Source organism: Polynucleobacter sp. AP-Sving-400A-A2, from assembly GCF_018688155.1.
GTDB lineage: Bacteria > Pseudomonadota > Gammaproteobacteria > Burkholderiales > Burkholderiaceae > Polynucleobacter.
Window position 1 is genome coordinate 1877847 of the sequence record NZ_CP061312.1, and the last position, 12938, is coordinate 1890784.

Sequence of the window (12938 nt, forward strand, 5' to 3'; positions counted from 1 at the left end):
CGTCATCCGAGCAATTTAGATTCAGCTAAATCAGTCGCTTCTGAATTGCCCGACAGCACCAAAATATCGTTGGCTTGCAAACGCAATTCTGGGGTGAGCTCTAATTTGACGTAGTCAGAGCCACCCACTTTTCGCCTGACTGCTTGCACGCTCACACCTTCATTTTCAAGATGCAACTCTTCAAGTGTCTGCCCAATACTAGCCGACTCAGGCAGTAAAGTAACTGAGTGTAAGCGCCATGATTCCTTGGTGTCCACCTCATCATTAACGCCACGGAAGTAGCCGCGCAACAGGCTATAACGAGCTTCACGTGCGCCAGTAATGCGACGCACTACCTTACGCATGGGTACACCCATGATCAGTAAGACGTGGGATGCCATCATCAAGCTACCTTCAATCAACTCTGGCACCACCTCGGTCGCCCCAGCTGCTTGTAACTTAGCTAAATCTGCATCATCTTTAGTGCGTACCAATACCGTCATGCCAGGACGCAAGTGCTCGACTTGATGCAATACTTTAAAGCTAGCTGGTGTGTCTGCATAAGTAATCACGACTGCCTTCGCTCTCGCCAATCCCGCTGCAACTAAATAATTTTCTCGACTAGCGTCACCATAGACCACGTTATCGCCAGCTGCGGCAGCTTCCTTTACGCGATCAGGATCCATGTCTAATGCAATGTAAGGAATTTTTTCTTGATCGAGCATGCGGGCTAGGCTTTGGCCGGAACGACCAAAGCCACAAATGACCACATGATTTTCTGTGCGGACACTTTTTGCCGCAACACGTGTCAGTGCCAGTGATTGCAACAACCACTCATTGCTAGAAAAACGCATCGCGATACGATCGCTATGTTGAATTAAGAAAGGCGCACCAAACATCGACAGTAGCATTGCTGCCAATATAGCTTGACTTAAAGCAGGGTCAATCAAATCCAAACCATCAATTTGATTTAAAAGTACGAAACCGAATTCACCAGCCTGCGCCAAACTTAAGCCCGTCCGAATAGAAATGCCAGGACTTGAACCGAAAGCGCGTGACAATACAGCAATTAAGCCAAACTTAAATATCAACGGGCCGATTAATAAGATTGAAACCAGTATCCACTGTTGATAAATCACTTCAAAATCTAACAGCATGCCAACGGTGATAAAGAAGAGGCCCAAGAGCACATCTTTGAAAGGCTTAACGTCTTCTTCCACTTGATGGCGATAGGGCGTTTCGGCAATTAACATCCCGGCCAAGAAAGCCCCTAAGGCTAGCGATAAGCCAAAGTGTTCAGTCAGTCCTGCCATCCCCAAAACAATCAACAAGAGGTTGAGCATGAACAATTCTTGGGAGCGCAATTTAGCAACCAAACCGAACCAACGACTCATTAAGGTTTGGCCAATCACAAAAATGAGTACTAGAGCTACCGTGATCTTGATGGATGCTGCAGTCAGGGCTAAAAATAGGTCCCCAGCATTCTTACCGAGCGAAGGTAACAAAATCAGCAGGAAAACTACCGCCAAGTCCTGAAAGAGCAAAATACCGATGATGTTGCGCCCATGCTCTGTTTCAATTTCGGAGCGATCAGAAATGAGTTTGGTAACGATAGCTGTGGAGGACATTGCTAAAGCGCCCCCTAGCGCTATAGCAGCCTGCCAAGAAATAGGGTAAATCCAGTTCATCAGCAAACTGGCTGGGACCGCTAGGAGCATGGTCAAAATGACCTGGCTGCCGCCTAAGCCAAATACGATAGTCCGCATGGCCCGAAGCTTATGGAGGTTGAATTCCAGGCCAATTGAGAACATCAAGAAAACCACGCCAAATTCAGCCAAATACTTGACTGTGGCGGAATCATTGGCTAAACCAAGGGCATGTGGCCCAATCAGAACGCCAATAGCCAGATAGCCCAAAATAGGGGGTAGTCCAAAATAGCGGAAAATAACTACTCCGGCCACTGCGGAGGCCAGCAAGATGAGAGTTAATTGAAGGACTGACGGCATATACTCACCCCATGATAGCTAAGACTCGTGATCGAACCCTAAAGCTTGCACGTGACACCCTCACGATTGAGGCTGCTGCACTGCACACCATGCGCGATCGCCTTGAAGGCGCAGATGCTGATGCCCTCGTATTAGCAGTTGATCTGCTCCATTCCTGCAAAGGCCGTATCGTCGTCTCGGGAATTGGTAAATCAGGGCATATTGCTCGCAAGATTGCTGCCACCTTTGCCTCTACTGGCTCCCCTGCTTTCTTTGTTCACCCCGCGGAAGCTAGTCATGGCGATCTGGGGATGGTGACTCGTGATGACGTCTTTGTTGCACTCTCCAATTCCGGTGAGACAGATGAGTTACTCACCATTGTGCCGATCGTCAAGCGCACTGGAGCAAAACTGATTGCACTGACTGGCGCACCAAATTCCTCTTTGGCAAAGTTAGCCGATGCCCATTTAGACACTAGTGTTGAAAAAGAGGCTTGCCCACTCAACCTCGCCCCAACCACCAGCACAACCGCAGCTCTCGCTATGGGTGATGCCCTAGCAGTTGCCCTTCTAGATGCGCGTGGCTTTCAGGCAGAGGATTTTCAGCGCTCACACCCAGGTGGCCGCTTGGGTCGCAAACAGCTCATGCATGTCAGTGAAGTCATGCGTAGCCTTGATGAGACCCCTAAGATTGCAATCTCCGCCTCCCTGCAAGATGCCTTACTCGAGATGACTGCTAAGCGCATGGGCATGGTGGTTACCTTAGACAATGCAAACAAAGTTGCTGGCATTTTTACAGATGGTGACTTACGTCGCCTGCTTGAGAAAAGCACTAATTTAGATGGCCTTACTTTAGAAAAAGCAATTACTTCAGCACCGCGAACAATTCCGCCCGAGTTATTAGCAGAGGAGGCTATTGAAATGATGGAAAAGCATCGTATCAATCATTTGGTAGTAACCGATCCTGCAGGCGCACTACTGGGAGCACTTAACCTCCATGATTTATTTGCCGCCAAGGTTATTTAAGCTTTCCACTTTTAAATTCATTATTGACCTACTCACATGCCAACCGCCTTTCACGCTCACAATACTAACCCTCTAAGCCAGTATCCACAGGCTTGGGATCGTGCAGGGGCGGTCAAGCTTCTCGTTCTAGATGTTGATGGCGTCTTGACCAATGGCCAAGTCTTTATTGGTGAAAATGGCAAAGAGTCCCTGAAAGCTTTTGATATTCAGGATGGCTTGGGAATTAAGTTATTAGAAAAAATTGGTATACCAACAGCCATCATCACTGGACGTAATTCCAAAATGGTTTTGGCCCGTTGTGACGAGCTCGGCATCAAGCACGTGCACATGGGTGTTGAAAATAAAGCTGCAGCCCTAGAAAACATTTTGCAATCGCTTGGACTTAAGCAATCTGATTGCGCGGTCATGGGTGATGACTGGCCTGATTTTCAAATGATGAAGTCTGCGGGCCTGAAGATATGTCCTACGCAAGGGCATGACGCTGTGAAAGAAATAGCCCACTTTGTCACCACTAGACCTGGTGGTAGTGGTGCGGTACGTGAAGTCTGTGATCTGATCTTGAAAGCGCAAAACCGTTATGAGGAATTACTCGCTCAGGCGCGCGCTTAAGGTCAATTTGCCATGGAACTCAATACCCAAAAAATCAAACTGAGTATCTGGCGTACATCCTTACGTCTGATGCCTTTAATTCTGATGGGCACGCTCACTCTCGTCACGTTTTGGTTGGTTAAGAAAAATGCACCGGCAGAAAAATCAGCAATTGAACGTGTGCGCCTTCATGAGCCTGACTACACCATTAGCAATGGCGCCTTATCTACTCTCAATGAATCCGGTGATACTAAATATCGCGTGCTAGGTAAAAAAGTGATTCACTACGATGATGATGCTTCAATCGATATTGAGACACCGCGCATACGCCTATTCCCACCTGAAAAGTCACCGGTGACTGTTAAAGCAGACAAAGGTCATTTAGATGGTGACCTCACGATTTTGGATCTGATTGATAATGCCGAAATATTTCGACCGCAACAAGCTGCTTCGGCAAGCGAACCTGCAAGACCGCGTATGCTTGCGCGCTCTTCTTATTTCAAAGTGCTCATTAATGATGACATTATCAAAACAGATAAACACATTACGCTTGAGCAAGGGGTTTCTGTGATGCACTCAACTGATGGCGGTGTATTTAATAATATCGAACAAAGCATGGTTTTATCTGGGCAGGTAAAGGGGCGTATCGAGCGCATTCAACCCGGAGCACAGCGATGAAGTTATTACAAAAATTAGTAATGGTGTTTGCGCTACTTGGAGCTTGTCTTTCCACTACTCATGCTGAAAAAGCAGATCAAGACAAACCCATCGTTTTGGAAGCAGAAAAAGTATCTGTGAACGATGTACAACAGGTTTATGAACTTGATGGTGAAGTGCTCTTAATCAAAGGCAGTATTTTGATTACTGGCGCGAAAGGTAATATCAAGGTCGACCCCGAGGGTTATGAGTACGTTGATGTTCAGGGTAATTCAGAATCTACTGCTAGCTTTAGACAAAGACGCGAAGGACCGGCCAATGAATTTATGCAAGGTCGGGGCAAAACGGTTACCTACAATGCAAAAACTGAGCTACTCACATTGACTGGTGATGCCAGCTTGAAGCGTCTTCATAATATGCAAATGCTAGATCAATTACATGGCTGGAAAATTGACTACGATGATGTTCAGCAGCGCTATCACGTCTTGCCGCCTGCTAATGCCAAAGCAGAAGACCTGCCACTAGCTAGAGCCATCCTTTCACCAAGAAGAAAAGCTACACTAGAGAAATGACCACGAATTCCGATAGTAATCAAAAAACAGCCACTTTAAGTGCACAGCACCTTCAAAAGCGCTATGGATCTCGCACAGTGGTTCGGGATGTATCGGTAGAAGTGAAATGCGGGGAAGTAGTAGGCCTCCTAGGACCAAATGGTGCTGGCAAAACAACTTCTTTCTACATGATTGTTGGTCTAGTTCCTTTGGACGGTGGGAGTATTGTTTTAGACGGTATTGATATTACGCGCCTACCTATTCATGAACGAGCTCGTATGGGCCTATCCTACCTCCCGCAAGAGGCCTCTGTTTTCAGAAAACTGAATGTGGCTGAAAACATTCAAGCCGTATTAGAGCTGCAAGTGCAAGGCGGAAAACCACTGAGCAAGGCCGATATAGCGCATCGCTTAGATGAGCTCTTGGGCGAACTTCAAATTAGCCATCTGCGTGATAATCCCGCACTTTCCCTATCTGGTGGAGAACGCCGCCGCGTTGAAATTGCCAGGGCCCTCGCCTCCCAGCCTAAGTTTATTTTGCTAGATGAGCCATTTGCTGGTGTTGACCCAATTGCGGTTGGAGAAATCCAGCGGATTGTGCGCTTCTTAAGAGACCGCCAAATTGGCGTGCTTATCACCGACCATAATGTTCGAGAAACCTTGGGAATTTGTGATCATGCCTACATCATCAGCGAAGGTAGTGTTCTGGCGGAAGGCAAGCCAGACCAAATTATCGAGAATGATGCTGTTAGACGAGTCTACCTAGGTGAAAACTTCCGCATGTAAATATTCGAGGCTTTTCGGGTATTTATTAAATAAACATGATCAGCCCCCTTGGTTTTCAGCAAAATCGCTGATACGCTGGAGGTTCATGAAGTTCATTTCCGTATAAACAAGTACAACATTACAGGGGCATGCTGCGCACCCCGAGTGATTATTTGCGCACGCATTTTGTTTTCCTATGAATAGGAGCTGCTGATGAATCTGAAAATTAATAGCCGTCATGTTGAAGTTACTCCAGCTATGCGTTCCCATCTCGAAGCCGGATTAGAAAAAATTCGCAAACACTTTGACCACGTTTTAGATGCCACCGCATTTTTGATCGTCGATAACGCCAAAGAAAAAGATCTTCGTCAAGCAGCCGAGATCACCCTTCACCTCAAAGGCAAAGAGCTCTTTGCCGAAGCGCATAACGCAGATCTTTACCACGCCATGGATGCGGTAGTGGATAAACTTGAACGACAAGTTGTCAAGCACAAAGAAAAAATTCAAGATCATCACCATGAAAAGCCTTTTGAATAACATCTAGCATCAGGACATCTATAATCTAATGATATGAATGCCCTGACCGATCTTTTCGCTTTAGACCGTATTGCCTTAAATAGTCCCTCTCAGAATAGGACTGAGGCATTTGCAGCCGTAGGGCAGCTATTTGCCAAACAGGCAGGCCTTGAAGCCGAGGCAATTGTTGGATTTTTAAATGCGCGTGAGGACTTAGGCTCTACCGCACTAGGTGCTGGTGTTGCCATTCCACACGGTCGTGTAAAGGGACTTAAGCAGCCAATTGCTGCATTCGTCAAACTACAAGAGCCGATTGAATTTGCTGCGCCTGATGGTGAGTCTGTGTCCATCCTCATTTTTTTACTTGTTCCCGAAAAAGCAACTCAGCAACATTTAGAAATTCTGTCTTCGATTGCACAGCTCTTATCCGATCAGGATACCCGTAAGCTACTTGCGTCGGAGGGCAGTCCAGAGAAGGTGTGTGAAATCCTACAAACGTGGGGCTTAACTTGACCACTCAGCCTCTACTCCTAGAGGGGGTTACCGCCCAGCAGATCTTTGATGACAATGTCTCTGATCTGAAGCTATCCTGGATCGGTGGTCTAGAAGGCGCGGACAGACGATTTCCACCGGAGGCTGTTAAAGCTGCTGCAGCCAGCTCAGACTTAGTAGGCCACTTAAATCTCATTCACCCAAGCCGTATTCAGATTTTTGGTGAGCAGGAGATTAACTATCATGCCCAACTTGAAACACAGCAGCGAGAAGAACAAATCTTCGACCTCATCTCTAAAATGCCACCTTGCGTGATTGTGGCCGACGGTAAAGCCGCGGATGCTGCCCTTCAACTCTTCTGCCAACGATCCTCTACCCCACTCTTTACAACAGCCATATCAGCTGCTGAGGTGATTGATCACCTTCGCACCTACCTCACTAAGATTGGCGCGCCCCAGATTACGATGCACGGCGTATTTATGGATATTTTGGGATTGGGCGTTTTGATCATGGGCGAATCTGGTTTAGGCAAAAGCGAATTAGGCCTAGAACTGATCTCTCGCGGCCACGGCTTGGTGGCTGATGATGCGGTGGACTTTGCTCGACTCGGACCGGACTATATCGAGGGTCGTTGCCCTGTGATTCTGCGCAATCTCTTGGAAGTTCGTGGACTGGGCTTATTGGATATCCGCACCATCTTTGGTGAGACAGCTGTACGTCGGAAATTAAAATTGCGCCTAATAGTGCAATTGGTTCGTCGCAATGATGGTGAGTTTGAGCGCCTACCTCTAGAAACCCAACATATTGATGTATTGGGTGTGGCAATTCGAACTGTCAAAATTCAGGTAGCTGCAGGTCGTAACTTGGCTGTTCTCGTAGAGGCTGCTGTGCGCAATACCATTTTGCAGCTACGAGGTATCGATACTCTAAAAGAGTTTATGGAACGTCAGCGTTCGCAAATGAATGCTGAAGCAGAATCCTCAAAGTCACAAGGTCGTCTCATTTAATATGCAAATTAATCTGATTACCGGCATCTCTGGCTCAGGTAAATCAGTTGCACTGAGAGCCTTTGAGGATGCAGGTTATGACTGTGTTGACAACCTTCCAGTCACCCTTCTAGAAAGCCTCATCACCACGCTAGAGGGTGAAAAAAGTGAACGTGTTGCGGTAGCCATTGATGCACGTCGCGGTCAGTCGATTGCAGAGCTTCCGCAGATTTTAGAAAACCTGAGACGCAACCATCAGGTGCGCATTGTTTTCCTCAATGCTGATACCAATACGCTGATCCAGCGTTTCTCCGAAACTCGCAGGCGCCATCCGCTCTCTGGAAAAACGCAGCAAACCCAAGCTGCTACGCTCATCGAGGCTATTGATAAAGAGCGTAATCTCTTAGAGCCTCTGCGTGCTCAAGCGCACAGCATTGATACTAGCAATCTACCTGCTCATGCCCTGCGCTCCTGGATTCAAGATCTTCTGAAAGATAAGCCACAAGGACTCACCGTTATTTTTGAATCTTTTGGATTTAAAAAAGGCTTACCTAGTGAAGCGGATCTCGTGTTTGATGTTCGCTGCCTACCTAATCCGCACTACGATAAAACTTTGCGTCCCATGTCTGGTAAAGATCAGCCGGTTCGCGAGTTCTTAGAAAAAATTCCTGAAGTAGTCAGCATGGAAAATGACATTATTCAGTTTATTGAAAAATGGTTGCCTCACTACATTGCAGATGGTCGCAGTTATCTTACTGTCGCTATCGGCTGTACTGGCGGACAGCATCGCTCGGTTTATCTTGTAAGTCGTATCATTGCGCATTTTCTGCCACAAAAAGATTTGGCAGAGCTCCAAATTAATTTCTTAAGTCGTCACCGCGAGCTAGATTCAATCCCTGCAACAGTAATTTGATCGGTTGAGGCAAGCCGTACTGTCCCAGCTGACGCAAAGGAACCCACTTCAAGTTATCGCTAGTGAATTTCACTGTAGAGACTGAAGTCACATGCCAAATCTGCATCCATAAACGACGATGCGTGAAGACATGTTTAATTTCAAGCCCTCGTTCAATTGAGTAAGCACTCTTTGAGGCGCTAAAGATCTTTTCGTCTGGCAGCACCAGCTGAAACAATTCTTTCATAGTTAAATCAACTGAATTGTTGCTTGAAGGTTTAGAGTTTTTTTCTATCGGCCTCCAAGTAGATTCAGGCAAAGACCACAGTCCACCCCAGATAGCTTGATCGGGACGCCTTTGTAGTAATACTGAATCGCCATGTCTGAGCAATAGCATGTCGCAATTAAATTCAGGGGATTTTGCTTTGATGACTTTGCGCGGCAAGAGTAAAACCTGATCACTGAGATTGGCCTGGCATTCCTTTTCAAATGGGCATTTTCTCTCCCCACTTAAACATATAGGTTTACGAGAAGTGCACCAAGTTGCCCCAAAATCCATTAGAGCTTGCGTGTACACCGGCATATCCGCAGCTTTTTTAGGGAGCAGTGTTTTGGCCAACAGCCACAATTCATCGTTTACTGCTTTTTCTTGGATGGCGCCATCTATACCAAATAGTCGTGCCAGTATTCGTTTGACGTTTGCATCTAGAATCGGTGCTCGCTCATGAAATGCAAACGCTGCAATGGCACCGGCAGTAGATCTACCAATACCCTTGAGCTGCTCGAGTAAGACTGGGTCATTGGGGAACTTGCCCCCAAACTCTTCCATCACTTGCTTGGCACAAGCGTGGAGATTACGAGCACGCGTGTAATAGCCGAGCCCCGCCCATTCTGCCAAGACATCATCTAGTGGTGCAGTAGCCAATTTCCTTACTGTCGGAAAACGTTTCATAAAGCGGGGGTAGCGCTCTAGAACCGTAGCTACCTGAGTTTGTTGCAACATGATTTCAGAAACCCACACTGCATAGGGATCTCGGATACTTTGCCACGGCAAACCTTGGCGTCCATCCTTGCCATGCCAAGCTATTAGCTTCGTAGCAAAGTACTTGATCAACGCTTCTGACATTGGGGGCAAAAATAGGTAGATCGTTGACCTTGCACTATTTGTTTAATTGGTGTCTTGCATACCTTGCAAGGCTGATCTTTACGATCATAGACTTTGGTTTGCACCATGAAGTGTCCTGGGTCACCTTCGCTATTCACAAAGTCTTTTAAAGTACTACCACCAGCAGCAATCGCTTTTTTCAAAATCAATCTCACCGCAGTCGCCAGCCTAGAGCATTGTGGACGCGTGAGTTTTCCAGCGGTTTTTGCCGGATGAATACCTGCCTCAAATAAACTTTCAGAACAATAGATGTTGCCCACACCCACTACTGCTTGCCCTGCCAGTAAAAATTGCTTCACGGCAACACTACGTTTACGTGAACACTGATAAAGAACCTCGGTACCCAACTCACCCGCAAACTCCGGTGAAAAAGGCTCCACTCCCAGTTTTTGTAAAAGCGCATTGTTTTCAATTGGTCCTTTGGATTTTGGGTGCCATAAAACAGCGCCAAACTTTCGGGGGTCATGCAAACGCAAACTCAGCTTGCCAAACTCGAATGTCACCCGATCATGTAACTTAAGAGGATCGCTACTGGGCAGGACCCGCAACGTTCCAGTCATGCCCAAGTGAAGCAATAGGTAACCCGCATTAAACTCTATTAATAGATATTTACCGCGGCGTTCTATTCCCAAGACTTTCTGACCGCTAAGCAAGATATTTAAATTACTTGGGACTGGCCAGCGCAAGCGACCATCGATAATTTTGACTGCACTTACCCTAAGCCCCTCTAAATGGGGTTGGATACCCAATCGGGTAACTTCGACTTCTGGGAGTTCTGGCATCAATGGATTGTAGATTCGCGGATTAGAATGTGCTTATGACCAAATTTTCATTAAAACCCTCTTTTAGGGTCTTACTGCTTACTGCTGGACTGGGCTTTAGCCTCCTCTCAAGCAATAGCGTCGCCAAATCCAATAGCCTAGATAGCGGTCAAGCTGTATTTGAGGTCCTAGCCTCTGAAATCGCTCTTCAGCGCGGTGAAGCTGGCTTGGCATACACAACGTATTTAGAGCTCGCTCGGCAACTAGATGACCCCCGCTTGGCACAGAGGGCTATGGAAATCGCAATTACAGCAGGCGCGCCTGATCTTGCACTCCAAGCAGCGCAAACATGGGATGGTTTAGCTGGGCCGAAGCAAACTAGACCCAAAGAAGTGCTGGTCACCCTCTTAATTCTGAATCAACGCTGGTCAGATGCAGTCAAACCCGCCATCTCACTCTTAAGTCAACAAACACCAGCACTACGTGAAAATACTTTGCTACAGATTCAGGCCTTATTAGCAAAAGCCACTGATGAATCAGAAGCACTAAGGGCTTTTTATGAAATTGTTTCAACAATAAAGCCAGAACCAAAAGATCCGGGTCTACTCTATACCTACGCCATGTCTGCTGAAAAATCAGGACATCTCGATGTGATGGAGAAAACGCTGCGCGAAATCTTGCGTAAGAACCCGAATGATGTCAATAGTCTAAATGCACTTGGTTACTCACTAGCTGATCGCAATCAGAAGTTACCAGAAGCATTTAAGCTGATTAGTAAAGCGCATCAACTCTCGCCTAAGGATGGTTTTATATTAGACAGTCTTGGCTGGGTGAACTTTCGAATGGGTAAAAATGATCTTGCCTTAGAGCAACTACAACAAGCATTCAGCATGAAACCTGAAGCAGATATTGCTGCACATATTGGCGAAGTCCTGTGGGTAATGAATCGCCCAATTGAGGCGGAAGATATGTGGCGCAAAGCGCAGCAATTAGACGCCAATAACCCGACCCTCAAGGAAACTTTGAAGCGCTTGAAACCTGATTGGTCGCTAGCAGATACCGCTCTCAAAGGCACATGGGACGGTCGTTTTTCGGTAAAGATAACCGGACTCACCGAAAGTAAAAATCAGGGTGGCTCAGGTGGATTTACATTGACGCAAGATGCCTTGATCGACGTATTAGAAATTCGTAATCCGGTAGGTGGATCCATTGCAAAAATTACGATTAAGCCTGGTGAGGCTATCCTTGAGCGCGATGGTCAATTAACCACGGCTATCGATGCTGATACTCTGATACAAAATACATTAGGACTCCCACTACCTGCTCGCGGTCTCTCAGACTGGTTGCGTGGAAAAACTCGTCCCGGTGGTAATGCCAATGTTGAGCGAAATGCAACAGGGCAAGTGAGCAAAATCACGCAAGATGGTTGGACTTTAAATTACAACTGGAACAATACGCAGCGTTTAGAAAAACTCATGATGACTCGCAGCTCTAATATTGGATCGATAGATATCCGCTTGGTGTTTGATAATCCGAATGAGTGAAGTGTGATTGATGAGTAAGACTTTAGAAATCCACTGTCCCGCAAAGCTCAATTTATTTCTACATATTATTGGACGCCGCGAAGATGGTTATCACCAACTCCAATCTGTTTTCCAGTTGATTGATTGGTGTGATGTTCTCACCTTAAAGCCTATTTCTGAAAATGAGATTCGTCGTATTGACCCCATTCCAGGCGTACCCCCAGAACAGGATTTAGTAGTGCGCGCTGCCCAAGCATTAAAAGATTTTTGCAAGACCAATCAGGGCGTTGAAATTGGCTTGAAAAAAATGATTCCGATGGGTGCAGGTCTAGGTGGAGGGTCGTCTGATGCCGCATCCACACTCATTGGTCTCAACACCCTCTGGGGCCTCCATCTTGATATCGCTACCTTGTGTCAGCTCGGCCTAAAACTAGGGGCAGATGTGCCATTTTTCATCTTTGGCCAAAATGCATTTGTTGAGGGCATTGGGGAGAAACTACAGGCCATTTCCTTGAAAACCCAAGACTTCGTGGTGATCTTCCCTAACCAGGGAATTGCCACAGCTCAGATTTTTCAAGACCCTCAATTGACCCGCGATCATGCTCCGATTACAATAGATGGCTTTCTTGCATCGCCAAGCTCATATCAATCGAATGATTGTCAGGCAGTAGCGGTGCAGAAATGTCCTGAAGTGAAGCAAGCTTTAGATTGGATTTACCAGGCAGTGCCAAACTCGGCGCCTTGTATGTCCGGCTCTGGAAGTAGCGTTTTTGCCGCCTTAGACCCTAAGACGGACACCGCAAATCTGGAAAATCTTCTGCAAAATCTTCCAAAAGGATGGATAGGTCGAATTGTTCGGGGTCTAAATAAAAATCCCGCTTACAATTTGATTTCTTCAGATTGACCTGTAGGGGAATCGCCAAGCTGGTTAAGGCACTGGATTTTGATTCCAGCATGCGAAGGTTCGAATCCTTCTTCCCCTGCCAAACTCTGTAGATACGACCAAAAAACATCCATTCGACCTCTACCGAAACTCCAAAATCACCTATGTCCG

At 46.6% G+C, this 12938-nt stretch carries 14 protein-coding genes and 1 tRNA gene; 12 read left to right on the top strand and 3 right to left on the bottom strand.

What is annotated here, in order from left to right; genetic code table 11:
* Positions 1 to 2: 2 nt before the first annotated feature.
* The gene (locus tag C2758_RS09810) at positions 3 to 1985 is read right to left on the bottom strand and encodes a monovalent cation:proton antiporter family protein (protein WP_215328083.1); all 1983 of its coding nucleotides are present in this window, start codon (positions 1983 to 1985) and stop codon (positions 3 to 5) included.
* A gap of 11 nt (positions 1986 to 1996) precedes the next feature.
* Between C2758_RS09810 and C2758_RS09815 the strand changes: the two genes are divergently transcribed.
* The 9 genes from C2758_RS09815 to rapZ all read left to right on the top strand — a co-directional run bounded on the left by C2758_RS09815 (position 1997) and on the right by rapZ (position 8456).
* Entirely contained in the window at positions 1997 to 2989 is a 993-nt protein-coding gene (locus C2758_RS09815) for an SIS domain-containing protein (RefSeq protein ID WP_215328084.1), read from the top strand.
* Between the two features lie 36 nt (positions 2990 to 3025).
* Complete coding sequence (locus C2758_RS09820) at positions 3026 to 3598, top strand: HAD family hydrolase (RefSeq protein ID WP_215328085.1); 573 nt, start codon at positions 3026 to 3028, stop codon at positions 3596 to 3598.
* 12 nt (positions 3599 to 3610) lie between these two features.
* On the top strand, positions 3611 to 4255 hold the full coding sequence (gene lptC, locus C2758_RS09825) for an LPS export ABC transporter periplasmic protein LptC (protein WP_215328086.1): 645 nt from the start codon (positions 3611 to 3613) through the stop codon (positions 4253 to 4255).
* Positions 4252 to 4806 carry a lipopolysaccharide transport periplasmic protein LptA gene (gene lptA / locus C2758_RS09830; protein ID WP_215328087.1) on the top strand — a complete coding sequence of 185 codons (555 nt, stop codon included), beginning with the start codon at positions 4252 to 4254 and terminating at the stop codon, positions 4804 to 4806. Before lptC ends, lptA begins: the two co-directional genes overlap by 4 nt.
* Positions 4803 to 5570: an LPS export ABC transporter ATP-binding protein gene (lptB, locus tag C2758_RS09835; RefSeq protein ID WP_215328088.1), complete on the top strand. Its 768-nt coding sequence runs from the start codon at positions 4803 to 4805 to the stop codon at positions 5568 to 5570. The genes lptA and lptB overlap by 4 nt, the downstream gene beginning before the upstream one ends.
* 192 nt (positions 5571 to 5762) lie before the next feature.
* Entirely contained in the window at positions 5763 to 6086 is a 324-nt protein-coding gene (hpf, locus tag C2758_RS09840; protein WP_215328089.1) for a ribosome hibernation-promoting factor, HPF/YfiA family, read from the top strand.
* Between the two features lie 33 nt (positions 6087 to 6119).
* Positions 6120 to 6578 (top strand): PTS sugar transporter subunit IIA, encoded by a 459-nt coding sequence (locus tag C2758_RS09845; RefSeq protein WP_215328090.1) that lies wholly within the window; start codon positions 6120 to 6122, stop codon positions 6576 to 6578.
* Positions 6575 to 7564: an HPr(Ser) kinase/phosphatase gene (hprK, locus tag C2758_RS09850; protein ID WP_215328091.1), complete on the top strand. Its 990-nt coding sequence runs from the start codon at positions 6575 to 6577 to the stop codon at positions 7562 to 7564. The genes C2758_RS09845 and hprK overlap by 4 nt, the downstream gene beginning before the upstream one ends.
* A gap of 1 nt (position 7565) precedes the next feature.
* Positions 7566 to 8456: an RNase adapter RapZ gene (gene rapZ / locus C2758_RS09855; RefSeq protein WP_215328092.1), complete on the top strand. Its 891-nt coding sequence runs from the start codon at positions 7566 to 7568 to the stop codon at positions 8454 to 8456.
* Here the strand turns inward: rapZ and mutY are convergent.
* Together mutY and mutM are read right to left on the bottom strand one after the other, a co-directional pair.
* A complete protein-coding gene (gene mutY, locus C2758_RS09860; RefSeq protein WP_215328093.1) occupies positions 8401 to 9561 on the bottom strand; it encodes an A/G-specific adenine glycosylase in 1161 nt (386 codons plus the stop codon). The two genes, rapZ and mutY, sit on opposite strands and share 56 nt — an antisense overlap.
* Positions 9546 to 10382, bottom strand: a complete 837-nt coding sequence (gene mutM, locus C2758_RS09865) for a bifunctional DNA-formamidopyrimidine glycosylase/DNA-(apurinic or apyrimidinic site) lyase (protein WP_215328095.1) — start codon at positions 10380 to 10382, stop codon at positions 9546 to 9548. Before mutM ends, mutY begins: the two co-directional genes overlap by 16 nt.
* A 35-nt stretch (positions 10383 to 10417) precedes the next feature.
* Here mutM and C2758_RS09870 point away from each other — a divergent pair, with 35 nt between their 5' ends.
* From C2758_RS09870 to C2758_RS09880, 3 genes are all read left to right on the top strand, one after another.
* Complete coding sequence (locus C2758_RS09870) at positions 10418 to 11905, top strand: lipoprotein insertase outer membrane protein LolB (RefSeq protein ID WP_215328097.1); 1488 nt, start codon at positions 10418 to 10420, stop codon at positions 11903 to 11905.
* Between the two features lie 10 nt (positions 11906 to 11915).
* A complete protein-coding gene (gene ispE / locus C2758_RS09875; RefSeq protein ID WP_215328099.1) occupies positions 11916 to 12788 on the top strand; it encodes a 4-(cytidine 5'-diphospho)-2-C-methyl-D-erythritol kinase in 873 nt (290 codons plus the stop codon).
* Positions 12789 to 12793: 5 nt separating this feature from the next.
* A tRNA-Gln gene (locus C2758_RS09880) sits at positions 12794 to 12870 on the top strand.
* Positions 12871 to 12938: the final 68 nt, after the last annotated feature.

Coding starts and splice junctions, on each gene's coding strand:
- C2758_RS09810 (WP_215328083.1), bottom strand. CDS start 1,985: ATGCCGTCAGTCCTTCAATTAACTCTCATCTTGCTGGCCTCCGCAGTG.
- C2758_RS09845 (WP_215328090.1), top strand. CDS start 6,120: ATGAATGCCCTGACCGATCTTTTCGCTTTAGACCGTATTGCCTTAAAT.
- C2758_RS09815 (WP_215328084.1), top strand. CDS start 1,997: ATGATAGCTAAGACTCGTGATCGAACCCTAAAGCTTGCACGTGACACC.
- lptB (WP_215328088.1), top strand. CDS start 4,803: ATGACCACGAATTCCGATAGTAATCAAAAAACAGCCACTTTAAGTGCA.
- lptC (WP_215328086.1), top strand. CDS start 3,611: ATGGAACTCAATACCCAAAAAATCAAACTGAGTATCTGGCGTACATCC.
- C2758_RS09870 (WP_215328097.1), top strand. CDS start 10,418: ATGACCAAATTTTCATTAAAACCCTCTTTTAGGGTCTTACTGCTTACT.
- mutY (WP_215328093.1), bottom strand. CDS start 9,561: ATGTCAGAAGCGTTGATCAAGTACTTTGCTACGAAGCTAATAGCTTGG.
- lptA (WP_215328087.1), top strand. CDS start 4,252: ATGAAGTTATTACAAAAATTAGTAATGGTGTTTGCGCTACTTGGAGCT.
- mutM (WP_215328095.1), bottom strand. CDS start 10,382: ATGCCAGAACTCCCAGAAGTCGAAGTTACCCGATTGGGTATCCAACCC.
- rapZ (WP_215328092.1), top strand. CDS start 7,566: ATGCAAATTAATCTGATTACCGGCATCTCTGGCTCAGGTAAATCAGTT.
- ispE (WP_215328099.1), top strand. CDS start 11,916: ATGAGTAAGACTTTAGAAATCCACTGTCCCGCAAAGCTCAATTTATTT.
- C2758_RS09820 (WP_215328085.1), top strand. CDS start 3,026: ATGCCAACCGCCTTTCACGCTCACAATACTAACCCTCTAAGCCAGTAT.
- hpf (WP_215328089.1), top strand. CDS start 5,763: ATGAATCTGAAAATTAATAGCCGTCATGTTGAAGTTACTCCAGCTATG.